General features: G+C 43.4%; 17 protein-coding genes and 4 pseudogenes. 8 read left to right on the top strand and 13 right to left on the bottom strand.

The features are described from left to right. The first annotated feature begins 5 nt into the window (after positions 1-5). The 4 genes from N4T56_RS17805 to N4T56_RS17790 are packed head-to-tail and all read left to right on the top strand — an operon-like array spanning position 6 to position 4,676. Entirely contained in the window at positions 6-1,361 is a 1,356-nt protein-coding gene (locus tag N4T56_RS17805; protein ID WP_261734867.1) for a TolC family protein, read from the top strand. Further along, positions 1,351-2,337 carry an HlyD family secretion protein gene (locus tag N4T56_RS17800; RefSeq protein WP_261734174.1) on the top strand — a complete coding sequence of 329 codons (987 nt, stop codon included), beginning with the start codon at positions 1,351-1,353 and terminating at the stop codon, positions 2,335-2,337. The genes N4T56_RS17805 and N4T56_RS17800 overlap by 11 nt, the downstream gene beginning before the upstream one ends. Before the next feature lie 21 nt (positions 2,338-2,358). Continuing rightward, entirely contained in the window at positions 2,359-3,528 is a 1,170-nt protein-coding gene (locus tag N4T56_RS17795) for an ABC transporter permease (RefSeq protein WP_261734866.1), read from the top strand. Beyond that, on the top strand, positions 3,528-4,676 hold the full coding sequence (locus tag N4T56_RS17790; RefSeq protein ID WP_261734173.1) for an ABC transporter permease: 1,149 nt from the start codon (positions 3,528-3,530) through the stop codon (positions 4,674-4,676). The genes N4T56_RS17795 and N4T56_RS17790 overlap by 1 nt, the downstream gene beginning before the upstream one ends. Before the next feature lie 89 nt (positions 4,677-4,765). On the opposite strand, the pseudogene N4T56_RS22870 reads toward N4T56_RS17790, so the two are convergent. After that, a pseudogene (locus N4T56_RS22870) lies at positions 4,766-5,002 on the bottom strand (hypothetical protein). Between the two features lie 82 nt (positions 5,003-5,084). Beyond that, positions 5,085-5,597 (bottom strand): hypothetical protein, encoded by a 513-nt coding sequence (locus tag N4T56_RS17780; protein ID WP_261734172.1) that lies wholly within the window; start codon positions 5,595-5,597, stop codon positions 5,085-5,087. Positions 5,598-5,969: 372 nt separating this feature from the next. Between N4T56_RS17780 and N4T56_RS17775 the strand changes: the two genes are divergently transcribed. Beyond that, on the top strand, positions 5,970-6,362 hold the full coding sequence (locus tag N4T56_RS17775) for a hypothetical protein (protein ID WP_261734171.1): 393 nt from the start codon (positions 5,970-5,972) through the stop codon (positions 6,360-6,362). Between the two features lie 420 nt (positions 6,363-6,782). Here the strand turns inward: N4T56_RS17775 and N4T56_RS17770 are convergent, their stop codons facing one another. The 4 genes and pseudogenes from N4T56_RS17770 to yjgA all read right to left on the bottom strand — a co-directional run bounded on the left by N4T56_RS17770 (position 6,783) and on the right by yjgA (position 11,703). Continuing rightward, the gene (locus N4T56_RS17770; protein ID WP_261734170.1) at positions 6,783-7,673 is read right to left on the bottom strand and encodes a LysR family transcriptional regulator; all 891 of its coding nucleotides are present in this window, start codon (positions 7,671-7,673) and stop codon (positions 6,783-6,785) included. A 351-nt stretch (positions 7,674-8,024) separates the two neighbouring features. Beyond that, entirely contained in the window at positions 8,025-8,426 is a 402-nt protein-coding gene (locus N4T56_RS17765) for a hypothetical protein (protein WP_188917068.1), read from the bottom strand. Positions 8,427-8,640: 214 nt separating this feature from the next. Beyond that, positions 8,641-11,122: pseudogene (locus tag N4T56_RS17760) on the bottom strand (hypothetical protein). Positions 11,123-11,169: 47 nt separating this feature from the next. Next, positions 11,170-11,703: a ribosome biogenesis factor YjgA gene (yjgA, locus tag N4T56_RS17755; protein ID WP_261734169.1), complete on the bottom strand. Its 534-nt coding sequence runs from the start codon at positions 11,701-11,703 to the stop codon at positions 11,170-11,172. Between the two features lie 147 nt (positions 11,704-11,850). Here yjgA and pmbA point away from each other — a divergent pair, with 147 nt between their 5' ends. Further along, a complete protein-coding gene (gene pmbA / locus N4T56_RS17750) occupies positions 11,851-13,230 on the top strand; it encodes a metalloprotease PmbA (protein WP_261734168.1) in 1,380 nt (459 codons plus the stop codon). A gap of 520 nt (positions 13,231-13,750) precedes the next feature. Next, positions 13,751-15,121 (top strand): hypothetical protein, encoded by a 1,371-nt coding sequence (locus N4T56_RS17745; RefSeq protein ID WP_261734167.1) that lies wholly within the window; start codon positions 13,751-13,753, stop codon positions 15,119-15,121. 129 nt (positions 15,122-15,250) lie between these two features. Here the strand turns inward: N4T56_RS17745 and rimO are convergent, their stop codons facing one another. The 5 genes and pseudogenes from rimO to N4T56_RS17720 all read right to left on the bottom strand — a co-directional run bounded on the left by rimO (position 15,251) and on the right by N4T56_RS17720 (position 22,540). Continuing rightward, positions 15,251-16,666 (bottom strand): 30S ribosomal protein S12 methylthiotransferase RimO, encoded by a 1,416-nt coding sequence (gene rimO / locus N4T56_RS17740; RefSeq protein ID WP_261734166.1) that lies wholly within the window; start codon positions 16,664-16,666, stop codon positions 15,251-15,253. 223 nt (positions 16,667-16,889) lie between these two features. Continuing rightward, positions 16,890-17,231 carry a hypothetical protein gene (locus N4T56_RS17735; protein ID WP_261734165.1) on the bottom strand — a complete coding sequence of 114 codons (342 nt, stop codon included), beginning with the start codon at positions 17,229-17,231 and terminating at the stop codon, positions 16,890-16,892. Positions 17,232-17,242: 11 nt separating this feature from the next. Beyond that, a complete protein-coding gene (locus N4T56_RS17730) occupies positions 17,243-18,328 on the bottom strand; it encodes a methyl-accepting chemotaxis protein (RefSeq protein ID WP_261734164.1) in 1,086 nt (361 codons plus the stop codon). Positions 18,329-18,994: 666 nt separating this feature from the next. Next, entirely contained in the window at positions 18,995-21,184 is a 2,190-nt protein-coding gene (locus N4T56_RS17725; RefSeq protein ID WP_261734163.1) for a TonB-dependent siderophore receptor, read from the bottom strand. A 251-nt stretch (positions 21,185-21,435) separates the two neighbouring features. Then, positions 21,436-22,540 (bottom strand): annotated as a pseudogene (locus N4T56_RS17720) (phosphoribosylaminoimidazolesuccinocarboxamide synthase). A gap of 210 nt (positions 22,541-22,750) precedes the next feature. Here N4T56_RS17720 and N4T56_RS17715 point away from each other — a divergent pair. Then, positions 22,751-23,719, top strand: coding sequence for a DMT family transporter (locus N4T56_RS17715; RefSeq protein WP_261734162.1), 969 nt, complete (start codon positions 22,751-22,753; stop codon positions 23,717-23,719). A 194-nt stretch (positions 23,720-23,913) separates the two neighbouring features. Here the strand turns inward: N4T56_RS17715 and N4T56_RS17710 are convergent. Together N4T56_RS17710 and N4T56_RS17705 are read right to left on the bottom strand one after the other, a co-directional pair. Next, positions 23,914-25,739 (bottom strand): annotated as a pseudogene (locus N4T56_RS17710) (DEAD/DEAH box helicase). A gap of 254 nt (positions 25,740-25,993) precedes the next feature. After that, entirely contained in the window at positions 25,994-26,965 is a 972-nt protein-coding gene (locus N4T56_RS17705; protein WP_261734161.1) for a M20/M25/M40 family metallo-hydrolase, read from the bottom strand. Positions 26,966-26,999: the final 34 nt, after the last annotated feature.

Here is a 26,999-nt window from a genome sequence, read left to right as displayed (position 1 = left end):
TTGTTATGGGTTTTGCTTACGCAGAACCTTTTTCGTTTACACAGGCGTGGCAACAACTACAGCAAGTGAGCGATCATCTACAAGCTAAAAATCAACACGTTAACCGTTCTAAAGCCGAAGAGCATGCAGGCGATGCATTAAACTACCCGTCACTCAACATTGCTGGCAGCTATACTCGTCTCGAAAAACCACTCGAACTGGATTTACAAGATTTAAACCCACTGGCCTCGCTTGATGCCAGCTCATTACCCAGTGCGATAACCGAAGTATTAGCCACCATCCCTAGCTCAATGTATGTCACACCATTTACTGAACAAGATGTGTTCCGAGCCAGCTTGCAAGCCATGTGGCCAATTTACACAGGTGGACGGATCACGGCTGCACAAGGTATTCATGCCGCAAAAGTCTCAGAGTCAGAACAGGAGTTTGCATTAGCTCGCCGTGAGCTATTTTTACAATTAGTTGATCGTTATTATGCGGTGTCTGTGACGCAGACCTTAGCTGACACTCAACAACAGCTAGTGGACTCGTTAAGCTTACATGTGTCACATGCTGAAAAGCTCGAGCAACAAGGGCAAATTGCCAAAGTTGAACGTTTAAATGCGCAGGTGGCTCTTGAAAATGCCAAAGTTGATTTAGGCAAAGCTAAGCGCCAGTATGAAATGGCCGAAATCGCCCTTGCGCGGATGCTGCATGTGCCAACCGTCAGCCCAAACACCCCATTATTTGTGCTCAAGCAACAACCGTCTTTATCGCGCTTAAGTCAGTTAACTTTAGCCCAACACCCTGCACTAAAACTGCTTGAGGCAAAAGAAACCCAAGCCAATGGTTTGGTTGATTTGGAAAAAGGCGGCTATTTTCCAACAGTGTACTTATATGGTAATTACACCCTGTATGAAGACGACAGTTTATTTGCCCAAATGGAACCCGATTGGATGGTGGGCGTAGGCGTGAGTATTCCGCTAATAAGCCGTGACGGTCGCAGTGGTAAAGTGTTAGCGGCCAAAAGTGCCTTATTGCAAGCGCGATACACCAAGGCGCAAACGAAACAAGATTTAAGCTTACTAATTGATCAAAGTTATCGTCAAATGCTGCAAGCTCAAGAAGAAGTTGAAGCGCTTAATGCTTCACTTGAACTGGCATCTGAAAACCTACGTTTACGCGAATTAGCCTTTAACCAAGGCTTATCCACCTCCATTGATCGCGTCGATGCTGAACTGAATTTAACCGCCGTTAAAACCAAACAATTAGGGGCTAAATATCGTTATATGCAAGCGTATGCCAAAGTGATGGCGGTGAGTGGTCAGGTCGACGAATATATTAATCGAATTCAAAATCAGGGAGCTTCACATGCGAACTAACAGAGTTATCGCAGTATTCGCATTGCTGCTGTTATTGTTATTACTGGGCTATGGCGTCATGTTGGCGTTTACGCCTAAGCCAACTGTGTTGCAGGGGCAAATTGAAGCGCGAGAATATAATATCTCCTCTAAAGTCCCTGGGCGTGTTGAGCAAGTGTTAGTGCGTAAAGGTGACCGCGTAGCACAAGGCGATATTTTATTTTCCATTAGTAGCCCTGAGTTAGATGCCAAATTAATGCAAGCCCAGGGTGGGTTAGATGCCGCCACCGCTCAACAACAGCAAGCTAATAATGGCGCAAGGCAACAAGAAGTAACCGCAGCGCAAGAGCAATGGCGTAAAGCAAAAGCAGCCACTGAGTTACGGATTAAAACTTATCAGCGAGTTGAAAACTTGTTTGAAGAAGGTGTTGTTGCAAGGCAGCAGCGCGATGAAGCCTACACTCAATGGCAAGCTGCTAAATATACCGAACAAGCCGCTTATGCGATGTACCAAATGGCACAAGAAGGCGCTCGTAGTGAAACCAAAGCTGCAGCTGCAGGGCAAACTCGCATGGCCGAAGGGGCAGTAAAAGAAGTCAATGCTATTTTAGCCGACAGCCAAATGCGCTCACCCAAACACGCAGAAGTCAGTGACGTCTTGCTGCAGGCGGGCGAACTTGCTCCTAGCGGTTTTCCAGTGGTGAGTATTATCGATATGGCCGATGCCTGGGCTGTAATGCAGGTGCGCGAAGATCAATTGAGCCAATTTAAACAAGGGCAAAGCATAACCTTAGAGATTCCGGCATTGCAACAACAGGTCGAGTTTGAAGTGTCGCACCTCAGTGTGATGGGTAACTTTGCCACATGGCGATCTACCGAAAGCGGTCACGACTTTGACATGCGCACCTTTGAAGTTGAGTTAACGCCTAAACAACCCATCGCCGACTTACGCGTGGGGATGTCGGTATTGTTTCGTGTCGACACGCTTACACAATAAGCCAGAGTACAAGGCTTAATGATGACAGAGTTATTTAAGCGAGAATTCAACGCCCTGTGGCATTCGCCATGGCAGTTGGCCTTGATAAGCTATATTCCACTCATTGGCGTACTGGCATTATGGTGGCTGTTCAGCGCAGGGTTACCACGGCAACTGCCTGTTGCGGTTGTTGATGTTGATAACAGTCAAATTAGCCGCATGTTAACTCGCCAACTGGCTGCTAACGCTGTTATTGCGCCACAATCCTATGCCAATGAAGCTCAAGCAATAGAGGCAATGCGCCAAACCCAGGTGTATGCCATGGTGGTGTTGCCGTATCAGCTGAAAAAAGATCTGCTGACGGCTAAGCAGCCCACCATTGATATCCGCTACAACAGCCAGTTTTTGCTGGTGGGTAAATTGCTGTCAAGCCAGTTACAGCTGAGCTTAGCTGAGGGGCTGACTCAAATAGGTCAGCAGCGCTTGCTACTTAATGGCGCTAACAAAGCCACCGTCGATGTTAGTTTGAGCCCCATCACCAATCAAACCACCGCATTATTTAATCGTAATAACAATTATGTCGGTTTTTTAGTGCCGCCCATTTTGATTGCATTATGGCAATTATTATCGATGTTGGTGTTTGTTAATAGTCTCAATCAAGAGCTAATCTTATACCAAAATCGCTATTATTTCCCTAAACAAATCTGGGCGTTAATCGCCACTAAGATTCTGTTTTATAGCCCTATTATGTTACTGCATGGCGGGTTCATTTTATTGTGGTTATATCATTACTTAGGGTTACCTGCCGCTGGCGCTTTGGTTGACTTAATGCTAGCGCAGTTAGCAATGTTAATGGCGCTGTGGTTAATGGTATTAGTGATATTTACAGGGATGCGTGATAGTGCTCGTAGTGTGAGCTTTTGCACGGCATTATTTGCCCCAGCGTTTGCATTTATGGGGATTACCTTCCCGGTGAATGATATGCCTTTGCTCGCCCAGTGGTGGCGCTTAGTGATGCCCTCGAGTCATTACATAGACTCTCACGTGAGCGTGATCAGTTATGGGGTCGAGTTACCTCATGTGTTGGGGCAAATCAGTAATTATTGGGGCTTTTTATTGTTGTTGCCTTTCATTGTGTTTTTCGCCAATAAAGCCAAAGATGTCCCAAAGACTGATTTAACCTCAAGTGACGTTAATCAGGAGGTAAGTTAATGAACCTCTGGCAGTTAATGCTTGCTGAGTTTAAGGCTATTTTAGCTGACAAAGCGATTATAGTGACCCTATTTGGTGGGGTGTTGTTTTATTCGGTATTGTATCCATTACCGTATTTAAACCAAGTACCTACCGAGCAACAAGTGGTTGTGGTTGATCATGACAACTCATCACTAAGCCGTTTAGTGACTCGCCATGCCGATGCCAGTGCCAAAATTCATATTTTAGCCAATCTTGGCAGTATTGATGAAGCTGAAACCTGGATAAGCGAGGGCAAGGCTCATGGTTTATTGGTGATCCCAACCAATTTTAGGCGAGATTTATTGCTAGGTAAGGGCGCAACGTTAAGCTATGGCGGCGATGCCAGTTATTTTTTAATTTATTCTGCAGTAGCAGAAGGGCTCGTGGCTGCGGGTTTAGATGCCAGTAAACAAGTGCAACTTATCGGCTTGCTGGCTCGAGGGCAAAACCCGCAATTGGCTCAGCAAAGTGTTAACTCAATTAATATCAACTCAGTGCCAGCATTTAATCCGAGTTTGGGTTATACACCTTATGTGATCCCCGGTCTCTTTTTACTGATATTGCATCAAACGTTATTAATTGGCACTGGGATTTTAGGTGCAGGCCAATGGCGTCGGCCTGGGTATTGGCAACACGTGAGCCCCGGCGTTTTGGTGTTTGCCCGTTTAAGTGTATTTTTACTGATTTATAGTGTGTTCAGTAGCTTTTACTTGGGGTACTGCTTTTATTGGTATCAGGTCAGTGTTGTGGCAACCATTAGTGAAGTGAGCTTATTTATGCTGCCATTTATATTAGCCACAGCTGCGTTGGGAATTGTGTTTAGTAGTTTATTTACTCGGCGTGACTTATCAACTCAGGTGTACTTATTGATGTCGATGCCAGTGTTATTTGTGTCGGGATTTGTATGGCCTATTGCCTTAATCCCTGAACCGTTGGTGATGATATCGCAGCTCATTCCTGCAGTGCCCGCCATTATGGGAATGCTAGAGCTCAATCAACTTGGTGCGGGTTGGTTAGCGGTTATGCCTAAATGGCTACAGCTTTGGGGATTATTTGCGGTGTTTGCGTGTATTGCAATCATGAGGGTAGCCGCGAGACAAAAACAGGCTAAAGTGATGTTAAGTTAAACTTGCGATTACATTCAACATGGTTAATTGTTGTCGAAATAAAAAGACAGGCATCGCAATGATTGGCCTGTCTATCGCATCTTACTCACTTAGATGTGACTATTTCTCACTAACTGAACTAAGCAGACCCTAGGGTTTGTTGATCTTTCAAGGTTGTTTTTGCAGCGAATTGTTGGACATTTGTACAAGGCAGAGACTTTGAGGTGTAGTTATTCTACATAAAAAGTCGATAACGCAGTAAAAATGGCCAACAAACGCTGCCCGAAGGGTTCGGCTAAAAACGTTTTACTCTTTGTTAAATGGATTTTGCTTAGATTGCTAGGCATCAATCCATTCGCCTCGATTAAAACATTTTTAACTCGAACAAAATTCAACCAGCAAAGATCAACAGACCCTAGGTCACGCTAATTATAAGGTGCCAGTTTGTGCCGTGTTTAATGCGGCTTCTAAACGCTTTAGGTTATGCTTGTAGATACTGCTGTTATCGACTTTAGCTGCGCGTTTAAAGTCAGCGAGTGCGCCTAAGTTATCGTGGTTCATTAATTTCATTACGCCACGGTTGTTGTAAGCGTAAGCACGAACAGACATAGATGGAACAGCCACTAAAGAACGTGCGCTTTTTACTGCGGCACTGCAGGCTTTTTGTGCTTTTTCCATGTCAGACATTTGTACGTAACCGGCGCATAAATTCACATTGCGTGAATAGTCATCCACGGTATATTTACTTGCGGCTAAAGTTGCGTTTAAGCCTTCTTCTACATGGCCGGTTTGCAATGCGTCTACGCCTGGCACATCTTCAACAAGTACCATTTTGTATGCATTGCTACTGATTTGTTGACCTTGGTTGTCGGCCATAACGCTTGCTGATGCGGTCAGTAATAATGTGGCACTGATTAGGCCTGTAATGATGTTCTTGTTCATGATGTTGCTCCTCTAAAATGTCGTAGCGCCGCGCTACAGTTGAACTTTAGTGAAAAGGCATACAGGCGACAAACGATAAAAAACGCATTAATAGGTTAAAATTATTCATCTATAGATAAAGAGGTGCTGAGCGAAGGGGTAACCGATGTGGGCGTGCACTGTGTAATACCGTATAAAGCGTGATTTATGGAGGCAAGTCAAAAAATGTTGAAAATATGACAGGCTTTTTCTTTCTAAAAGCGTTTTATAACAATCTGTTAGGTGATTTTTTTCAGAAAGCTACCCTATAAAAGTAAAGTGAGATAGCATAAAACAAAGACGCAAAGTGGAGATGACACAAACTCATTAAGCGCAGATTGATTAAGGATAACAATGAATACACTTCAACACGGTAAACTGCTTGGCTATAGTTTTGTGACTTGGCTGAGCTTTTATCTGATTGGTCTGCCTGATTATTATCAACAATGGCCGTTTTGGATAAAATTACCCTTATTGCCACTTGTAACCTTGCTATACATTCCTATTACTAAGATTACGTTGAAAAAATACTGGAGTGATGGGAAGCATGTTATTAACTCATGCTGGCTTGCGTTTTACTTAACCCTACCTTTGTTTATTTACGATTATTTGCTTCTCGGGGTATATAAAGACTTAGGCATCAATTTTGTTTTTTCATACTGGTATTTAAGCTTTTTCTACTTTTCATTTTGGCTTCAATTCCCGTATATAGCCTGGAGAATGGAAAAGCCAGAAGGCCGTCGCTAACCCCTCGAGTGTGGCGCAAAAAGCGTGTTATACCATTTCCATTAATTATGTGACCAATCAGAGTCGCTCAGACTGTTCAGTTTGAGGCGCATTGTTGAAATAATGGTTACTCCCTTCTAAGGCAATGCAACAAAGAAATGGACAGTCTGAGCGCCTCCTGCAAGGCGGGTTTCTGTGCCTTCTATGCTGCTTAATAGTATTTTGACGTACGACTGCATGGATGCAGGAGGTAGAGCAACGCAGGAGCAGTTGCCGACGACTGCATGGATGCAGGAGGTAGAGCAACGCAGGAGCAGTTGCCGAGAGCAACTATGCCTACAATCCTATTACTTGCCTAGAAGGCACAGAATTACCGCTGAATGACCAGATAATTAGTGGAATTGGTATTAGCATTACTGGTTAGCTCAATATCTACGAGAGTTAATGATTCTCATCGTGAAAGCTTTTAAGGATCCAATCGATAAGCAGTTGTACTTCTGGGCGCTGCTGTTCGTTGGTGTGACGCACAAGGTAATAACGGTCGTGGCTAAACAGCGGGTGGCTAAATAGTGGAATTAAGGTTTTATTGTCAAACCATGCTTGGCTGATGGGCAACGGGATTAATGCTACGCCCAACCCTTGCTCTGCGGCACGGGCAACGCTAAACATGCTGTCTAATTGGATGATTTGCTTAGGTTGAAAACCATCAAACCCGACGCTTTCTGCCCATTGATGCCAGGCGTATGGTCTGGCTTTATGCAATATTAACGGTACTTTAGTTAACGCGTTAAACCCCTGTGAGGCTAAATCACTGTGAAGTTGTGGATTGCATGCTGGTATATAGGTGATGGGGAATAAATCATAAATATCGTCAGTAGTTTGTTGTTTCCCTGACAACATAATAGAGACGTCGGTGTGCTTAATGGCATCGGTGCGCGACTTTATAGTTTCAAGCTTGAGGTTGATATTAGGGTATTTAGATGACCAGCCAATCAATTTAGGCATAAACAGTTCGCTGGCAAAAAATTCTGGCATCGAAATACTGACCTCGAGCATGCGGTCTGATTGGTTGAACTCGCTGACAGTATTGACCAATTGTTGCATTACCGGTTCGATAGCCTGGTAAAAACGCGATCCTACTTCTGTTAGGGCTATTGAACGAGTTTGACGAATAAACAATTGCTGATTGAGAGTTTCCTCTAGTTGCTTAATTTGGTGGCTTACCGCAGACGGCGTAAGGTACAGCTTTTTAGCTGTTTCTTTAAAGCTTAAGCATTCAGCAGCAACGCAAAAACAACGTAGGCCGCGCATAGAGGTATGTAAAGGGATCATTTAATTCTCAACAACAAAGCGATTTGTATCTTTTTTCGATTGGCATAACGGCACAATTAACATCATTACATCAGTATTACGGATTATACACGAATACCAAGTGTGCATGAGCGTTTACCTATGGTTTGGGTTACTCGTAACCAGGTCGATTGGGCATATACAAAAATAGCTTTAAAACATAACTGCAGCAAAGATTAGACCACACTATAAAATCATATAAAAACATAATCTTGCAATGTAAGTTATGAGCGAATTGAATCGTATTAGTGCTTTATTGAAAACCATATGCACCATAGGTGTGCAATTGTCCAAAGCAAAGTAAGCAGGGCTAGCGCTTAATGGGTTTATCAATTAGAAATAAAGTGTTTCTTTCTGCTCGCCATCAATAAAGATGTCACACTTGTCAGCAGTGCTGTTTTTTGTTGATTGAACAATACTGGCCACAACACCAAAAGCTCCACCTTGATCACCTAAAACAGAACCAAAATAGCAATCGCCTTTAACAGCCATACCATTTAACTTAGCGTTAAGGTGTTGGGTTGGGGTCATAGGAGGGAATCGACCTTGCATGATTGCGTCGCCATTGGCGATGAGTTGCAATTTGTTTTTTTCTTTGTCGTATATACCACCAAATACAATAGTTTGGTCATTGACTACCACAGTCTTATTTTGTGCCACGATAGGTGGCTTTGCAGCACAAGCGCTTAGTAGCACGCCTGCGGTTAAAGTAGAAAGTACATAAAGTTTGCGCATTATTGTTCCTTAGTATGCGTCGAGAAACGTTTACCTGTTTCTCGTATAAATAAACTAGCCCTGTTTATCGTTGGGTTACGCAGATGATAGATTGAAATACTCAGTAAAAGGTTTACGGTATTCTCGCTTGCTATTGTAACAACTTATCAACAAATTCCAATCACAAAAAAGCCTGCGTATTCAGCAGGCTTTTGTTGATGGTAATGATGATGAGTTACAGCAAGGTGACAAAGAAGCTCAGTTCAGTCACTACGCCTTTTGGTGTGGTGGCGGTTAAGGTCACGAAGCTAGTGCCCGTGTTGTCATCATTGGTTATCGTAAATGATGTGGAGGTGCCGCCAGCTGAGTTACGGTCGGGTACTGTGTATCCAGAGAATGTTAATTCACCCTCACTGCTGCTCACAGATAAGGTTGTGCCAGACGGTAATATTTGGTCGGCACTGTCGCTGAGTACCACACTAAAAGTCGCCGAGTCGCCATTGGCGATATCCTGAATGTCAGTATCAAAATCATTAATCACTGAACCATTTTGACTTACTGTAAAGTTAGCCGTTGACCCAGACATGGTTAATACTAATGCCTTACGGATATACGTTGTCATGGCCGAACTGTCACATAAGTCACCTTGGCATTGTGGTAGCGTTAAATACACCGTCGGCTCCTTGATAGGTGCTACTTGATTGAGTATTGAAATACACCTCAGCAGATTGGCGATCGCCCGACTCATCGTCATCTCTAAAGGCGTCAGGTAAATCAACAAAACCACTGTCTTGATAGGTTTCAACATCCATGCCGTTACCGCTACACTCAACAGACGTTGTACCGCTTATACAGCCGTTAACGGCGCTGCCATCTTCATCATCAAACACGTTATTGCCATTGGTATCGAAAAAGGTTTCGTGACCAAGTGCATAAGCTAAAATGGTGATACGGTGATCGGTTACCCGTGGTGATGTCGATGTCCAGGTGACGCTACAGGTACCGCTTACGATGCTACATGATGGCTCAATTTGGCCACCTTCTGTTGTAAAGTTAACCGTGGTGTCATCAGGTGCTGGGTTACCAAAGCTGTCTGATGCATAGACTGTTATCGTGACATCTTCGCCATTGTAGTCGCCCGCTTCAGGGTTTGAGCTTGACGCCGAGATACTAAAGCCCAATTGCTGCGGCAGTCCGGTATTGACTGTGAGTTGTTCTGATTGGCTGGTAATGGTGTCACCTGTGTCGGCATCGGTAGTCGATGCCATCACGCGTACAGGGGTCGGTATAGTACCAGCTTGAACTCTCACACTTACGACGCCTTCAGAATTAGTGATGCTGCTATCAGTAATTTCACCATTAGAAAATTGTAAGCCACCAACCGTGGTGTCGAGGCTAAAGTCAACCTCTTGCTGAGCTGCAGGTTGGCCATTTGCGCTGCTTACCAAGAACGTCACCAAAGAAGACTCAGTGGTATCTGTGCCACCAGAACCTTTGATGCGGATTTGAGTTGGGTCTGCCGACACAAAACTAATATTTGATAATGTTTGGCGTGCTAATGTAAAAGGTAAGCTCGCGCTTAAGCTTGTGTCATTCACGGTTGCACTGGCGACAATGGTGTCAGTGCTTTCACTGTTGCCACTACAACTGGTGTCTGAAAACGTCGAGCTGGCTGAGCCTGATACTGTGGTCACCGGTGTGTCTAAGGTTGCATTGTCGTTGGTTGTACAGTCTGAACTAAAGCTGATACTGATAGGGCTTTGTAAGCGAGTAATCGTACCATCGTCTGCTTCTGTCACTAGGGTGGCAGTTACGCCAAATGAGCCGCCCGCGCTAATGGTGTAATTACCCTCTGTATCAGCTGTTAAGGTTGTCGCTAATAGGTTTTCAACAAATTCATCGTTGTCATTGTAAGAGCCCATCATTACAGTGCCGTCAGTCGTAACATCGGTCGATGCAAGCACTTCATAGGCACTGGTCGCGGTTAATGTAGTGTCTTCATATTCTGCGGTAGCGGTAAGAAGGCTAGCCCCTAATTCTGAATCGGTAGGCGTAAAGCTTAACGTTGCAACGCCAGAGTCTGTAGTGAGTGCGGTAGTTGGAGATAAGGTGGCGCTGCCAGCGTTAAAGGTCACAATTTGATTGGCTATGCCCTGGTTTTCGCTGTCGGTTAGCGTTGCATTAAGTTGTACTGTGTCATCCACATTAAAACGGGTAATCACTCCGCTACTGTCACTGATTGACACGGTAAAGTTTAGCGCTTCAGCGGGGGCTGTGGTGCTGTACTCTTTAAATTGGTAGTTACGAGTGTCGCTAACACTGTCATCGTCATCAGAGGTGTAGGTTGCCGTTAACGTGCCAGCTTCTGTGCTGGTAGAGGTAATAAAAGTCGTTGCTATGCCGCTTGTATCGGTTAATACGGATGCATTGCTTAATGTGGCATTGCTGGTACTAAACTCGATAAGTGCACCACTGACGCTAGCATTACCTAATGTCAGTGTGGCTACGGCACAAACACTGTCGTTGAGATCAAAGACTAAACTGTCGGTACTGGCATCACATTGGCCATTAACTACATCCTGGTAGCTAACCGACAGGCTATAACTGTCATCTGATGTATCTGAGTCGGAGTCATCTGAGGCTCCGTTACAACCTGTAAATAACAATATTGAAGCAAGAGATAAAAAAAGTGCACGTATCGTTGTTCCAAGCTGCATTAGCCACATCCTTCTTTCGATTAATCAGACTATTTTGAGTATAGGGCTTACTCTTTTATCTCAGCACGTAAGTATTTAAACAATTCTTTAGACGACTTTGATTCTGGCACTTTGGCTAATTCTTTATTAGCTTGGCGGATCAATTGACGCAATTTTTGACGCTCTAGCTGTGGGTGTTGATCTAATAAACTTTGGACTTCATCGTCACCGTTAGCCAATAAGCGCTCGCGCATCTTTTCAAAGATTTGTAACTGAGCAGCTTCATTATTGTTCTTATTCAAGACTTTATCTAGTGCTGTTTGAATAGGTTCGTGATCAAAGCCACGCATTAGCTTACCGATGTATTGCAAATGGCGGCGATACGCTTCGGTTTTTTGCTTAATGAGTTTTGATTTTAAGATAGCGTCGTAAAGAAACTCATCTAAATCCATTTTATCTAGTTGAGTTTTACTTAGCGCAACTAAGCGCATGCCAAGTGCTTGAGCATCTTCGCTTTCTTTTTTAAATTCTGTTCTGCTGACGTAATCGTCATCGTTATCATAGGGCTGCTGAAAGTGTTCAGAATCGCCAACAATCTTCATAGTCTTAAACCTCGAGTCAATATAGGCTAATGATAGCATTTATTTGGCATTGAATATGCAGATTTTATTCAAGAGAAGCGCTTGGTTATCAATCGGCTTTTTTATTTGATATGCTAGCGACAATTAGACTAATTAAAGAGTAAATTTGTGGCTTCTCATCCCTCTTCAGCGCCTAGCGCCAGTGAAACAACACCAAGAATTGATTCTGAATTATCGACACTAAAAGATGCTGTTGCTGTTGCATTAGAGTACGCGAAGCAACTAGGAACAACAGCCGCCGAAGTTGCCATTAGTAAGCAGCAAGGTTTATCGGTGTCGACGCGTGAAAAAGAAGTCGAAACTGTCGAGTTTAATAAAGACGGTGCATTAGGTATTACCATTTACCGCGACGGTCGCAAAGGCAACTCTTCTACTTCAGACCTCAGCCCAGAGGCAATCCGTGAAGCGGTAAGAGCGGCAGACGGTATTGCTAAATACACCTCAGAAGATCCCTTTAGTGGCTTAGCCGATGCAGAGTTAATGGCGCAAGATATTCGTGATTTACAGCTATATCACCCACAAGATATTGATGCTGATGAGTTAGCGCAATTGGCCATTCGTGCAGAGACGGCCAGTTTGTCAGTTGATAGCCGTATTCGTAATTCAGATGGCGCTTCAGCCAATGCGCACACTGCCGCTAAAGTCTATGGTAATAGCCATGGCTTTTTAAACGGTTATTGTAGCTCGCGCTACAGTTTAAGTTGTGTGGTGATTGGCGAAGAGTCGGACGGCAATATGCAGCGCGATTACGATTATACCGTCGCCCGCAAATATCAGGATTTATTGTCGCCAGAGTCTGTTGGTCAACAGGCGGCCAATAAAACCTTAAGTCGTTTAGATGCGCGTAAAATTGCCACTGCTAAAATGCCAGTCTTGTTTGCACCAGAAATAGCCACAGGGCTTATGGGGCATTTAATTGGTGCTATTAGCGGCAGCAGTATTTATCGCAAGTCGAGCTTTTTACTTGATGCGATAGGTACCCAAGTGTTTCCTGAGTGGTTTAATATTGAAGAACAGCCACATTTAGTCGGGGCCTTAGCCAGCGCAAATTACGACAGCGAAGGTGTTGCAACGCAGTCGCGCCGCATTATCGACAACGGTCAACTTGCGACTTACCTTCTAACCAGTTACTCAGCCCGTAAACTCGGCATGACTAATACTGGCCATGCTGGTGGCATTTACAACTGGACCTTAAGCCATACTAATCAAACCTTTGACGACTTAGTTAAAGCAATGAACACGGGGTTGATTGTGACTGAAGTAATGGGTCAAGGGGTTAATGGTGTTACTGGTGATTACTCACGAGGTGCTGCAGGTTTCTATGTTGAAAACGGTGAAGTACTTTACCCCGTTGAAGAAATTACCATAGCAGGTAACTTAAAAGAGATGTTCAAAGGGATTCAAGGTATAGGTAAGGATCGTGATTTACGTTCATCGGTTCGTACCGGCGGCATTTTACTGAGTGAAATGAAGATCGCCGGTAACTAGGGCCTGTTGAACTTTTCTGGTTAAATTTTGTTCGAGTTAAAAACGTTTTAATCGAAGCGAATGGATTGATGCCTAGTCATCTAAGCAACTCTTTATTCGCAAAGAGTCATTCAACAAAGAGTAAAACGTTTTTAGCCGAACCCTTTGGGCAGCGTTTGTTGGCCATTTTTACTGCGTTATCGACTTTTTATGTAGAATAACGACACCTCGAAGTCACTGCCGCGCACTTGTAAATGTGAGTAATGACCAACAATTCGCTGCAAAAACAACCTTGAAAGATCAACAGACCCTAGTTTATGACAAATTTGCATGGTGCATGTGGAGTCAGCTTAACGCGCTTAGTCGATTTTTTGCTCGATTGTACGATTTGAAATCTCTTATCGGTCGATAATAGGTTTTTTTATAACCAATTGAGATTAGGTTGACGTTTTATATACCAACTTTACACTTCTTTACAGTCGTTTACGCATACAAAGAGTCATAATACTGCAAATGTAGCTAAGTGGTTAATGGAGCAATTATGTTTAACAAGAAATTAGGCCGGTTGATATTAATATCAGCGGTTGGAACTGTGATGTTCGGTTGTGGTTCTGACAGTTCAGATAGCAGTAGCAGCGATGTTGCTTATGTACAGTATTACAATGCCTCACCAAACAGTACTTCGACGTCGTTAGTGCTTGATGATTATTCGTATACCGCAATTGACTTTGCTGATGCTATGCCGCGTTATGGCTACAGTACTGGCAGCGTAGATTTAGAGATTGAAGGCCAGGATGAAGATGGTGAAACCGTTACCATTTACACTGACACAGTAGACATGGATGATGATGATAACCACTTATTTGTGCTCCATGGTGATTATACCGATCCACAATTACTAGACATTAATTACAACCGTGAAGATATGGACGATCTTAACGCGGATGATGATTATGAATACAGTAAAATGCAGGTGCTTATTGCCAACGTAGCTACTGATGAAGGCACATTTGATGCGTATATCTCTCTTGATACTCAAGACTTTGATGAAGCGGTAATGTTAGGCTCTGTGGGTTACGGTACTTACAGTGACTCAATGGTCCTAGACACCGAAGATTACATTGTTTATTTGACCGAAGCAGGCTCTACAGATGTAGTTTACACTACAGGTAGTATGGATTTCACCACTGAAACTGTTTACAAATTGGTTATCCGCAATAGCTTTGGTGCCGGTGACCTTAAAATCAATATCGACAGTGTTGATTCAACAACAACAGTTGATAATTATGCTGCGTTAGAATCAACAGCAGACTATCGAATATTCAATGGCCTTGAAACTCAAAATATTGATGTGACGATATCGAGCCAGCAAGAAACTCAATATCTGTATGATGTTGCAGCATTTTCAGTATCTGACTATCAATCAACGTCATTTAATGATTATGGTATTACTGTAAATGATGCGACAACCAAAACACAGCTATTTAATAACTTGCTTGTGACGTTTGAACAAGATGATGTGAAATCAGTGCTTGTATATCAAAACGAAGACGGTTCAGTGGAAGGGATGGAAATTACTCAAGACCTTCGTCCACGTGCCTATGAATATAAAGTCGATATCGTTAACTTGTCTTATGACTACGATGATCTGAGCGTATATTTTGTACGTGATTCAGAAACCATTGAAACTGCCGAATATACTTTGACCGATTTAGATTTCGTTGAAGAGCAAAGCACTACATTACCAGAAGACTTTTACGAAATTAATATCGTGTATGAAGCTGATAATGGCACTCAAACACTGATTTATCAGTCTGAGACTTTAGATATTAGTGGCGACAGCAACTTTACTTTTGTACTGACACCAGACAGTACAAGTACACTAGGTCATAGATTAACGTCATTAGAATAATTGAGCCTAAAGCTGGTCTCTAATACGGTATCAAAACAGTAATTAAGCCAGTTTTAAAGCCTAAAAAGCCGATATCAATGATATCGGCTTTTTTATGTGTTAACGCGTTATAGCACTGGCTTATGAAGTTTATTCGTCTTCATCTTCCACTTTTACGCCCCATACATCGTGCTCGTCGGCATGAATAATTTGTACCCAAACCTGATCACCTGGCTGTACGTCAAACTCGTCGGTTAAATACACTTTACCGTCAATTTCTGGCGCGTCCATGTACGAGCGACCTACAGCACCTTCGGTATTCACTTCATCAATTAAGATTAAATACTCCTGACCAATGCGTGCTTGCAGCTTGTCGGCACTGATTTGTGCTTGTAGCGCCATAAAGCGTTGTAATCGGTCTTCCATAACATCTTCTGGCACATGGTTTGGTAAATCGTTTGCTTTAGCGCCTTCTACCGGCGAGTATTTAAAACAGCCTACGCGGTCTAATTGTGCTTCTTCTAAAAAATCTAATAGCTCTTCAAATTCTTCTTCGGTTTCACCCGGGAAGCCAACAATAAAGGTAGAACGAATCACTAATTCTGGACAAATCTCACGCCATTTGGCGATACGCTCTAATACTTTGTCTGAGCTACCAGGGCGTTTCATTAACTTCAATATACGTTTGTTGGCATGCTGAAACGGAATGTCTAAATAGGGCAGAATTTTACCTTCGGTCATTAATGGAATAATGTCATCCACGTGCGGGTATGGGTAAACATAATGCAAACGCACCCATACGCCTTGCTTGGCCAATTCTTCACAAAGCTGCTGCATATGTGTTTTAACGGGCATGCCATCCCAAAATGCCGTTTTGTGTTTTACATCCACACCATAAGCTGAGGTGTCTTGCGAAATAATTAATAGCTCTTTTACGCCGGCGTTGACTAAACGTTGCGCTTCACCTAATACATCGCCAATAGGGCGAGAGTCTAAATCACCGCGCATTGATGGAATAATGCAGAAGGTACAACGGTGATTACAACCTTCAGATATTTTTAAATAAGCGTAATGCTTCGGCGTGAGTTTTACACCGTGATCTGGCACTAAGTCCATCAGTGGATTGTGTTTAGGCTTTTCAACATGCAGGTGCACTTGTTTAAGCACTTCATCATAGGCATGTGCGTAGGTAACGCCTAGCACGTTGGGGTGAAGTTCAACAATTTCATCTTTCTTAACGCCTAAACAACCAGTGACTAACACTTTACCGTTGGCCGCCAATGCTTCGCCAATCGTTTCTAACGACTCTTGTACCGCGCTATCAATAAAGCCACAGGTGTTCACAATAACCAAATCGGCATCGTCATAGCTGTTGGTGACATCATAGCCTTCGGTGCGCAATTGAGTGAGGATCCGCTCTGAGTCGACTAAGTTTTTTGGACAGCCCAATGACACAAAGCCAATTCGATTACCATTGCTAGGGGTGCTTGTGCTGTTGGCTGCAAGAGTTTTTACTGGGATATCGAGCGTGGTTGTTTGCTTGGGTGTAAAGGTTTCAATTGTCATAAAATCTCACACATAGAGGTTGCGATTAATGTTGATGATAAAAAGTGCGCGGATTATACCTGAAAGCGGTAAAAGGTATAGATCCAATGTGGTTGAAAAGTATACTGCAAAAAATCGGCATAAGACTAATAAAAAACGACGTGATATGGGGTGATATCACGTCGTTTTATTTTGAGTTAGCTGGGTTAATTAACCCGGCTAATATTTTGATTAACTGCTCACTTTAGTTAGTGCGGTAACGGCTTAAAATCTTACCTAAGTTAGCAGAGGCTTCGGTTAGATCTTTCACGCCATGTGAAGATTGTTGCGACAAACCGCGGATGACATTCGATTTTTGGCGAATGTCAGTTAGTTCTTTAGCAATATCATTAGCAACAGCACTTTGCTCTTCAGATGACGTCGAAATCTGGAAGCTCATGTCCATAATTGAACGAGATGACTCTGCAATCGCATCAATGTCAGTACCAATGTTACTGATTAAGTCGCTACTGGTTTGCGCTTGTTTAACGGTGTCTTGGGTAATGCTGTCGATGTTAAGCGTTTCGCTTTGCAGTAACTCAATCATGTTATGAATTTCTACTGTTGCAGCTTGAGTACGGCCGCAAGGGTTCTTACTTCGTCTGCAACCACGGCAAATCCACGACCCATTTCACCGGCACGTGCTGCTTCAATGGCCGCATTAAGCGCCAGTAAGTTAGTCTGGTCTGAAATCGCATTAATGGTGGTAATGACATCATTAATGTTGGTGGCATTGACCTTTAAGGTGTTCACCGAGTTTGACGTTTGCTCAATATACTTTGACAGTTGTTCAATTTCGTTAATAGCACGTTTTGCTCTGTCGTAACTTTGGCGAGTGTATTCTGAGTCTTGCTCAACACGTTCGGTAGAGTTACGAGCAATGTTAGAGACTTCAGCAGCAGATGCGGTCATTTCTTCCATAGCTGTCGCGACAGAATCTAAAGAGGCATACTGTAAGTCAATTTGTTCAGCGCTTTGCTCTGCATCGCGAGCAAAAGAGTCTGAGGTTGCATGCAAGGTATCGGTATTGGTTTTAACAGCAATAACCAGCTCACTTAAGGTGTCCATGGCTTTGTCTAATGCACAACCAATGGTGCCAAACTCGTCGCGGCCAGGATGGAATCCTAAGCGTGAGGTTAAGTCGCCTTTAGCAATTTTTTCTGTGGTATCCCATAACACCCATAACGCTCCACCAATAAAGGTGGCGTTGCAATAAAGTACAATGGCAAAAGGTATTATCCATAAAAACGACAGTAACATTGAGTTCATAGCCGCTTGTTTCGCATCTGACTCATGGCTATAGACTGATTCGCTAAGGGTATAATATTGGCCTGCTGAGGCGTATACGGCTGTGACTGTATCTTGTGAACGAGTGCTGTTTTGAGCGCGACTAGAAACCTGCAACCCAAGGTTTGCAGCTTTTTCAAGTTGGTCTGTTGAATCAAGTGCCTGCACCATGGCTGCAACTTTTTGCTCTAAAACCTGTATCGATTGTTGCTCTATTTGATCAATTTTGTTGACATAACTGCCGATGGATACGCTGGATAATACGATTAAGAATAGCGCAAAGATGCTCCAAAATTTGTCGTTAATTGACATTTTGATAAAGAGTTTATCGATATTTCTGAAATCAACTTGTTTCATAGCGAGGGTACCTAAACCGGTAAATACAATAAATGCAAATAGTAGATTAGCTAGCAGTATTTTGATACTAAAATACTGTGCAAACTACAGTTATTATGACCAAAATAACAAACCAGCTAACTTTTTACACAATATTCCTGATGATGCTCAATGTTATGCATCTGACAGGTTTATTGGATATATATCGACATAAAATCGAATAGCTTAAGGGGTTTGTTGATTTTTAATGTCGTTAAGTTAACACTGTAAAGCCTCTACGGTATCGCTTGTTTTAATGTGATGTCGCTAAAATCATAGTTTACTGAAAACTCACCCACCTTCAATTGCAAACATGTTTTTATGGGTTAATTTTTATCATTGTAAAATACATTTTGCTGACGATTTTACAAAGGGATTGTGGTTGCATGGTTGTTGCGACTTCACTTAATGAGTCTGGTTAAAAACGCTTTTAATAACAAGTTCTTGCAAGGCCGCAGGCATTGTCAGTGGGTAAAACGATAAACCCAAAATGTTACAACAATTTTCTTAAGGCTTACCATATTCTAAAACACTGCTTTATCTTAAGTTATTGTATTTTGGGTATTTAATTTGTTACTTTGTTTTTGTGTGTTCTCGGCGCATATAAAAAAGGATGGCCATTTGGCCATCCTTTTATCCTTTATCAAGCTATAGCGTGGCAATATGCTCTAACGGGTTGTCAGTTACATTTTTCCAGCTTAACGTGGCACTGTAATTAGCAGGAGCACCGTAATAGCCTTGAGCCCAATATAAGCTATTGATGTACTTTTCATCACCAACATTATTGGCATTAACCGCTAATCCTAGATTCTCAGTTATTTGATATTTAGCCATTAAATCAATCACCGCATAGGCGTCTTGCTTGGTAATAATCTCAGCGCCTGCGTTGTCAAAACCCTCCGCTACGACTCCTTGATTGCGCGAGATATCATCTTGCCAGCGCATGTTCATCCCGATAGAGAGCCCTTCTATGGTTTCAAAGTCATAGGTTGCGGCAAATTTTAATAGCTTGCTGGGGGTGTAAGCTGCAACGGTATCGTCACCTTCAATGTCAAAGTCGGTATACCCTATGCTGGCATTCAAACCTGGGTATATTTCACCGGCCACTTCAAACTCAAAACCTGTGCTACTAATCCCGTCTGCACCATAGTAAGTTTGCATGTCGATGGGTAACTCTGCAGTTTCAGGATCAAGTACTGCAATATTGGTTTGCTCTACGTCAAAGTAGGCTAGGCTGGCAATTAAACGGCCGTTAAATAGTTCGCTTTTAATGCCCACTTCGCGGCTTTCTCCGGTGATAGGGTCAAGAAACACTCCCACGCTGTCGACTTCAGTTTGTGCAACAAAATTTTCGGTGTAGCTGGCATAAGCGACTAGTTCAGGAGTAAAGCTATAAACAGCACCTAAATATGGGATAAATTTGTCATAATCAGCATCTTGGTTAACTTCGTATGACTCGCCTTCTGCTTGCCAATCGTTGTAACGTCCACCGACAATCACGTGTAAATCATCCACAACACTAAAGCGACCGGTAAAGTAAGCAGCTTGTTGTTTACGGGTCACATCACTGCCTCGTAGACCATCAGCAAATGTGGGCATGGGTGTATCGCCGTCCCAAGTGTTGAGATCTGGCATCACTGGGAAGCCATTACCTGTGGTGTAATCGTAAAGTGAGCTGTCGGTGTAGCTCATTTTAGAATAGTTAACCCCTGCAACAAGCTGATGTTCGCGGCCAAATAGGCTGAAGTTACCGTCTACATAAATATCGACTAAATCGCTTTGGTCGTCTAAGTCATATTCACTGCCATAACCAGTTAACCCTAATTCGGTTTCTTTGTCTGGTGTACCGTAAACATAAAATAGCTCTGTGTCTTCGTCGGTTGTTTTATGTGAATAGGTCGCACGTAAACGCCAATCATCATTAAAATGGTGGCTTAGCTCAAACACGGTATTGTTTTTAACGACCTGCCAGTTAGACCAGTCTGCTGAGGTGTTAGTTGAGCTGTCGTAATTGGTGGCGCTACCGTCAGTGTAAAACAACGGCAGGGCGCCCCAGTTATTGCCTGTGGCATCATTATTAATGTAACTGTGGCTCAGCGACAAGCTGGTGTCGTCAGTTAGGTTGGCTTCTAAAAACACATAAAAGACATTTTTATCGGTTTCATAGCGGTCTAAATACGAATCTTTACTTTGGGTTACCGCAACGGCTCTGGCAGCAAAGGTGTCATTAAGTCTGACTGAACCATCCGCTTCGATCCGGGTGTTATTAAAGCTGCCATAAGTACCACTAACGGTAAGTTGGTTGTCTGCAGTAGGACGTTTACGAATAAAGTTGATGGTGGCCGATGGATTCCCCACACCTGTCATTAAACCATTAGCGCCGCGGATAACCTCGATGCGATCGTAAATAGCGGTGTCTTCATCGGCATGGTTATTACCTGAGGTAAGTGGCAAACCAATACCGTCAATTTGGAAGTTAGTAATATCAAAACCGCGAGCAGTATAGTAAGTGCGGTCGGTTTCAATTCGCTCAACGTTAACCCCGGTAGCGGAGTCTAGCGCGGCATTAATATCGTGTAATTGAAAGTCTTGCATTTGCGCTTCAGTGATAACCGAAACAGACTGAGGAATATCAATAATGGCGAGGTCTAAACGTGATGCGCCACTCACTGAGTGGGCGTTGTAACCAGCAATATAACTGCCAGTCACTTCAATTTTTTCAATGTTATCGGTGTGTTGAGTGTCATTGTTGGCGTCGAGAGGAGCGTCGGCAGCAATGACGTGTTGCGATAAGCTAATAGCGCATAGAACAGCTAGGCTAATTTTATTTAATTTCATGGTGTTATCATCTTCAACGGCTATGAACGAGTCCCTGTTCTGTTATAAGTAATTATGTTTTAGTCGTGATAATACACTTTGAGTTAATGCAAATCATTATCATTTACACTTTGTGGGTTTTGTAAATTTTAAGGTCGTTGAAGTGGCTTTGTTAGCGCGGGGCAGTGCAGTAAAGTGACAGAAAAGGCGCCAGAAGGCGCCTTTATATACTTATATCAACAAGAAGATGCATGTTGATTGAGCGCGATTGATTAATCGATTAAATCATATTGCTCGCGTAATACCTTAATGATGTCAGCTTTTGGATTAGCAGGCAGTGCAATGCTGCGACCTGTGACTTTTTCTGCCACACCAGTGTAGGTACGCGACACGTTCATCATGGCTTCAAGTGGTAAGTCATTGTCACGGGTAAGGGCTTCACGCTCAGGCATTCTGTCTTTGTTTAATAGAATGTCGGCATCGTCAAAATGATTTAATAAGAACTGACGGAAGCCTTCTTTTGAGTTTTCAACAATCTTACCGTCGCGGTAAGCTGGGGCCATCCCATATGCGTGATGAGTCAGGGGTGCCGACTTCATCCATATAAATCAGTTTTGACTGACCGTTTTTGTCATTGACGTAGCCAAACTCAAATTTAGTGTCGACAAACACCTGGTCAAGCTTGGCTAGCGCGTCTGAAATCACCTTAAACCCTTGCTTTAGCAGGGTTTCATATAGGTCGATATCTTGTGGCTTTTCAAAGCCGAATGCCTGGTAGTTGGCTTCAATGTCGCTGCGACTGATGTTAACGTCATCTTGTGCAGGCACGCCAGGAATACCGGTTAAAATGCCTTTGGTTGATGGGGTGATCAGCAGTTCAGGTAATTTTTGATCTTTGCTTAAGCCTTCTGGCAGGGTGATGCCACAAAATACCCGCTCGCCTTTTGAGTAGGCGCGCCACATTGAGCCGGTAATGTATTGACGACAAATGGCTTCCACTTTAATTGGACGGGCTTTTTGTACTATCCACACAAATGGGTGTGGAATATCTAAAATGTGGCTATCAGCTAAACCGTTTTCAGCAAATAAACCAAACCAATGATTTGAAATCGCATTTAATGCAGCGCCCTTGCCAGGAATGCCTTGCAAGTTACCTTCACCATGAAAAATACAGTCAAAGGCTGAAATGCGGTCGCTGATCACCATAATGGCAAGCGGGGTATCTTCAGGGACATCGTAACCTTTGTCCTGAATAAGGCGACGGCTATCGGCGTCTGTTAACCAGTATACGCTGCGAACTTTGCCACTGTGGACAGGCTTGTCGGTACGGATAGGTAAATCATTGTTCACGGCAAGAACGGAATCGGCAAGACTCATGCGAGTGTTCCTTAGGTAGTAGGGTCACAAAGGTTTTTTATGGCGGCCATTTTACCTGTATTAGCTGGATTTGCCACGCGAAAAGGGTGTGTTGAAATAGGCTTTTTTGTTATGCGAACAATCAACCATAAGGTTAGCCTTTCTAGATAAAGACTTTATTAGGTTAATCAGGCAAAATTCACGCCTTAATGATGTTATGGATAAACCAACGTGAACAGCAATCAAGAAAGCGCGAATACTCGTTTAGGATTAATTTTTGTTTCTATAGCGGTGTTTTTTTGGGGCATTTTACCTATAGCATTAAAGTTGTCTGGCGGTTTTATTACACCTGTGACATTAACTTGGTTTCGCTTTTTAATGGCGCTAGTTGTGACATTGTTGATTCAATGGAAATTGGGTGCACTACGGCAATTTGTAGGATTACCAAGATTTACTTGGTTGAAACTGACGTTGGCTGGTGTGTTGTTGATGTGTAATTACGTGTCTTTTGTGTATTCACTGGGATACTTAGCGCCAGGTACAGCACAACTTAATTTTCAAACAGCGCCATTTTTCTTGGCATTTGGTGGCGTATTATTTTTTAAAGAACGTTTTAATGCTTTTCAGCTTAGTTGTTTTACCACGCTTGCACTTGGCATGTTGATGTTTTTCCATCCGCAGCTCGATATGGATCAAGCTCGTGATCAGCAAGTGCTTATCGGCATTATGATTGTACAATTTTCAGTGATGTCGTGGATCAGTTATGCGCTATTACAAAAATCGATGAGCCAACAGTTGTCGCCCAGTAATGTGCTGTTATTTATCTATGTATTAGGTATTGTTGCTATGGCGCCGTTTAGCGATTTTAGTCAGTTTGACGCCATGACATTACCCCAATGGTGGGTAGTATTATTTTGCGGTGCGAATACGTTAATTGCCTATGGCTGCTTTGCTCAGGCAATGCATTATTGGCCAACGGCACAAGTGAGTGCAATGTTATCGTTAACGCCAGTATTGAGTTTTACGGCTACTGAGATTGTCGTGAGTTTAGGCTGGTGGAGCGGAGTCTTTAGCAGTGCCAATATCGATTTATTATCATTGATGGGCATTGTGTTGATTGTATGCGCAGTATTTACGGTGCAAATCGTTCCTATGTATCAAAAGCGCAAGCAGGAAAAAGCGTTTAGGACGTTACTGTAACCATTTGGGTACAAAAGGATTATTACTAGGGGTAGCTTTGATGCTAGAGCGGACTGCGTCTTGCTAGAAATGATAACAAGCGCACTATAACTCTAGAACCTAGCAGCGTAGCGCTCTAGAGTCTTTACTATTAAAGCAGAAAACAAAAATGGAGCCGTTAGGCTCCATTCATTTTTGGTGTCACTCAAAAGTGATTAGCCATTATCACGTGGCTTACGTGGACGACGTTCTGCACCAGCAGGACGGTCACCGCGTGGACGATCACCACGAGGGCGGTCACCACGGGGCTTGCGTGGCGCACCACGGCCAGAGTCAACAAACACTTCATCACCCGCTTCGCGAATGTTAAGTGGACGGCCACATACGCGTACTTTTTTAAGATGAGACATAATGTCTTTTGGCATGCCATCTGGTAAGTCAACGGTAGTCACTTGGTCGAATAATTGAATTTGACCAATGAAACGGCTGTCGATGTTAGCTTCGTTAGCGATAGCACCAACAATGTTACCTACACCAACACCATTTTCACGACCCACATCGATAACATAACGGTTCATTTTCACGTCTGGGTTATCTTTTAGGGTGTCTGCACTACCAAAGCTAGTTGGCGCCGGACGGTTACCGCGCTCACGACGTGGACGATCACCACCGCGATCACCACGGTCACTGCGATCATCACGTGTATCACGTTGACGCTCAGTAATCGTTGGTAACTGTAACGGACGCTCTTGCTGTACTTGTTGTAATAATGCAGCGGCTAATAAGTCGGTATCAACTTCAAGCTGTTGGCATAATTCAGCAACGGCGTTTTTCATGAAATCTAAGTCGCCGTTTAAGGTTTCTTGGATTTGCTCGCCTAAACGAGATAAACGACGCTCTGCAACCGTCTCAGGGCTAGGCACTTTCATTGGCGAAATGCGGCTGTTGGTTGCACGTTCGATAGTGCGTAACATACGCATTTCACGGTTGGTCACAAACAAAATGGCCATACCTTTACGGCCAGCACGACCTGTACGACCGATGCGGTGTACATAAGCTTCTGAATCGTAAGGGATATCGTAGTTTACAACGTGACCAATACGCTCAACATCTAAACCACGTGCTGCAACGTCAGTTGCAATCAAAATGTCTAACTTGCCGCGTTTTAGTTGCTCAACAGCGCGCTCACGTGCTTGTTGGTTCATGTCACCGTGTAGTGGTGATGATGCGTAACCGCGAGCTTCTAATTTTTCGGCTAATTCAACACAACTGTTACGTGTACGTACGAAAATGATAATACCTTCAGTATTTTCAACTTCTAATACGCGTACTAAGGCTTCAAGTTTGTTGTGTTGTGATACTTGCACAAAACGTTGGTCAATTGACTCAACAGTTGTGTGGCTAGCAGCAATGCTAATGTTAACTGGGCTGTTCAAATGCTTGTTAGCTACGCGCTTGATTTGCTCAGGCATAGTGGCAGAGAACAACGCAAGTTGGCTGTTAGCTGGCTTATGTTCTAGAACCCATTCGATATCATCGATGAAGCCCATTTTTAACATTTCATCAGCTTCATCAAGCACTAATGCTTTTAATGTGTCTAATTTTAGTGTGCCACGACGCATGTGATCCATTACACGACCCGGTGTACCAACAATCACTTGTGCAAGCTACGCTTAAGGGCGTTTAACTGCTGTTGCATGCTTTGACCGCCGTAAATAGGCAGTACGTGGAAACCTTTCATGTGTTTTGCATAGCTACCAAAAGCTTCTGCAACCTGAACGGCTAGTTCACGAGTTGGAGCCAACACTAAAATCTGTGGAGCATTGATTTTCATGTCGATTTTGTTTAGTAAAGGCAGGGCAAACGCACCTGTTTTACCGGTACCGGTTTGCGCTTGACCAATAATATCTTTACCAGCCATAAGCGGGTCGATACTAGCAGACTGGATTGGAGTTGGTTTTTCGTAACCTAACTCGTCAAGTGAGCGCAACAAAAACTCAGACAGGCCGAGCTCGCGGAAAGTTCTTTCATTGGATGACATTGGGTTGTAGCCTTGTGGATGCGCACGAAGTTCGGAAGCTCGTGCTAAAGTTTCACAGACAGAAAATCAACCCCGTGTCGATTTCCCGCGCCGATAAGGGGGCATATTATAGCAGCAAGTATGCGATTTGACCACGTAAAAACTGAAAATAAACATCAATTTGGCCAATAATCGTTAAGATTGGCCTGATTCTTGATTTATAAAACTAACTAATTGGTTGAAAAATGAACACTTGTTGCAATTAAACAACACTTTTATGGTGACTCGGTCAGTTTATCAATCTGCAGCAGTTGGTACACGGTTTCGGCCACGGCCACGATAAAGTGAATATCGAGGGTGTCTGGGGTGTCATATTCAGTGTGGTATTGCGGATGTGGCGGTACGCCAAAATACACCCATTTATACCCTGCCTTGTGAAACGGGTAATGATCAGATGCCCTTAACCAATCAGCTTTTTGTAAGCGCCCGCTGAGTAAACTGCTGCGATGAGTGCGAATGCATAATTGCGTTTTTTGAATCAGTTGCGCTCTAATGGTTTTAAACTGTGCAAGATTCTTTTCGCCTTCCATATAAATTGCTCGGCGGCGATTGGGGTGACCAATCATGTCAAGATTAACACTTAATTCAACGTCAATTGTTGGGTCTTGTTGTAACAACTTCACTAGGGCATAACTGCCAAACAATCCTGGCTCTTCGGCATCGGTTGCCACTAACATCAAGTTAACGTTATCGATGTCAGTCTGTTGTTGCCAACGCTGAGCAATCGCCAGCATACCCGCAACCCCTGAGGCATTGTCATCTGCGCCTGGGTATAACTTGCTGCCTTTTTGGCCCAAATGATCGTAATGGGCAGTGATGATCCGCCAACGTCGTGAAGGGACTTTTGCCGGTATTGTGGCAACTAAGTTAGTGCCTGTAATGGTTGAAAATTGGTGTTCAAATGTAAAGGGAATAGCAAAACTGTCGTGCCAGGGTGTCAGCCCGAGTTGCTTAAATCGTGCAATCAAAAACGTTTGTGCGGCGTGAGAGCCAGATGTAGCGGTTTTACGCCCTTGAAATTCAGCAGAAGCCAGTTGGCTGATATCGTGATGTATTTGCTCTGTTGCGTCAGGCCAAGTGGTGGTATATGCGGAGTAGCATTCGGGTAAGTTGGAGCTGCAACCGCTGGTTAGACTGAGTAATAAAAACAACCCAACCACCCGATAACGAGTTTGAGGCATAAACATATTAGCACTCCTCTTCGTTATGGGTGGATGGGAA

The organism is Shewanella phaeophyticola, assembly GCF_025398315.1.
GTDB classification, from domain to species: Bacteria; Pseudomonadota; Gammaproteobacteria; order Enterobacterales; family Shewanellaceae; genus Shewanella; species Shewanella phaeophyticola.
The sequence above is the reverse complement of the archived record's forward strand: the minus strand, read 5'-3'. Positions and strand labels throughout refer to the sequence as shown.

Bases quoted from the DNA above. Each gene is read 5' to 3' on its own strand.
- N4T56_RS17805 (WP_261734867.1), top strand. From the start codon at position 6: ATGGGTTTTGCTTACGCAGAACCTTTTTCGTTTACACAGGCGTGGCAA.
- N4T56_RS17800 (WP_261734174.1), top strand. From the start codon at position 1,351: ATGCGAACTAACAGAGTTATCGCAGTATTCGCATTGCTGCTGTTATTG.
- N4T56_RS17795 (WP_261734866.1), top strand. From the start codon at position 2,359: ATGACAGAGTTATTTAAGCGAGAATTCAACGCCCTGTGGCATTCGCCA.
- N4T56_RS17790 (WP_261734173.1), top strand. From the start codon at position 3,528: ATGAACCTCTGGCAGTTAATGCTTGCTGAGTTTAAGGCTATTTTAGCT.
- N4T56_RS17780 (WP_261734172.1), bottom strand. From the start codon at position 5,597: ATGAACAAGAACATCATTACAGGCCTAATCAGTGCCACATTATTACTG.
- N4T56_RS17775 (WP_261734171.1), top strand. From the start codon at position 5,970: ATGAATACACTTCAACACGGTAAACTGCTTGGCTATAGTTTTGTGACT.
- N4T56_RS17770 (WP_261734170.1), bottom strand. From the start codon at position 7,673: ATGATCCCTTTACATACCTCTATGCGCGGCCTACGTTGTTTTTGCGTT.
- N4T56_RS17765 (WP_188917068.1), bottom strand. From the start codon at position 8,426: ATGCGCAAACTTTATGTACTTTCTACTTTAACCGCAGGCGTGCTACTA.
- yjgA (WP_261734169.1), bottom strand. From the start codon at position 11,703: ATGAAGATTGTTGGCGATTCTGAACACTTTCAGCAGCCCTATGATAAC.
- N4T56_RS17745 (WP_261734167.1), top strand. From the start codon at position 13,751: ATGTTTAACAAGAAATTAGGCCGGTTGATATTAATATCAGCGGTTGGA.
- rimO (WP_261734166.1), bottom strand. From the start codon at position 16,666: ATGACAATTGAAACCTTTACACCCAAGCAAACAACCACGCTCGATATC.
- N4T56_RS17735 (WP_261734165.1), bottom strand. From the start codon at position 17,231: ATGATTGAGTTACTGCAAAGCGAAACGCTTAACATCGACAGCATTACC.
- N4T56_RS17730 (WP_261734164.1), bottom strand. From the start codon at position 18,328: ATGAAACAAGTTGATTTCAGAAATATCGATAAACTCTTTATCAAAATG.
- N4T56_RS17725 (WP_261734163.1), bottom strand. From the start codon at position 21,184: ATGAAATTAAATAAAATTAGCCTAGCTGTTCTATGCGCTATTAGCTTA.
- N4T56_RS17705 (WP_261734161.1), bottom strand. From the start codon at position 26,965: ATGTTTATGCCTCAAACTCGTTATCGGGTGGTTGGGTTGTTTTTATTA.